Source organism: Tsuneonella sp. HG222 (assembly GCF_053819185.1).
In genome coordinates, this window is record NZ_JBSOQZ010000010.1 from 1 (window position 1) to 291 (window position 291).

At 66.0% G+C, this 291-nt stretch carries 1 pseudogene; it reads left to right on the forward strand.

The features are described 5' to 3' along the window. Positions 1-291: pseudogene (locus tag ACWPMZ_RS16545) on the forward strand (hypothetical protein); the annotation flags it as partial.

A 291-nucleotide genomic window follows, 5' to 3' on the forward strand; every position in this document is an offset into this window, starting at 1 on the left:
ACGCTGGTCGGCAACGGCGGGGCAGACACGTTCGTGTTCGCAAATGCGCCCAGTGCTGCCCCCGCCTTGTTCCACTCAAACGCCAGCGCCAATGTCGACACGATCTTCGACTTCGTGAGCGGCGAGGACATGCTGGAGATCAGTGCCTCGGCGTTCGGCGGCGGGCTGACCCCCGGCAGCCTGGCAGCCGGCGCGTTCGTGATCGGAAGTGCCGCAGGCGATGCCGACGACCGGTTCGTCTACGACCAGGCCAACGGCAACCTCTACTTCGATGCCGACGGCAACGGAGCA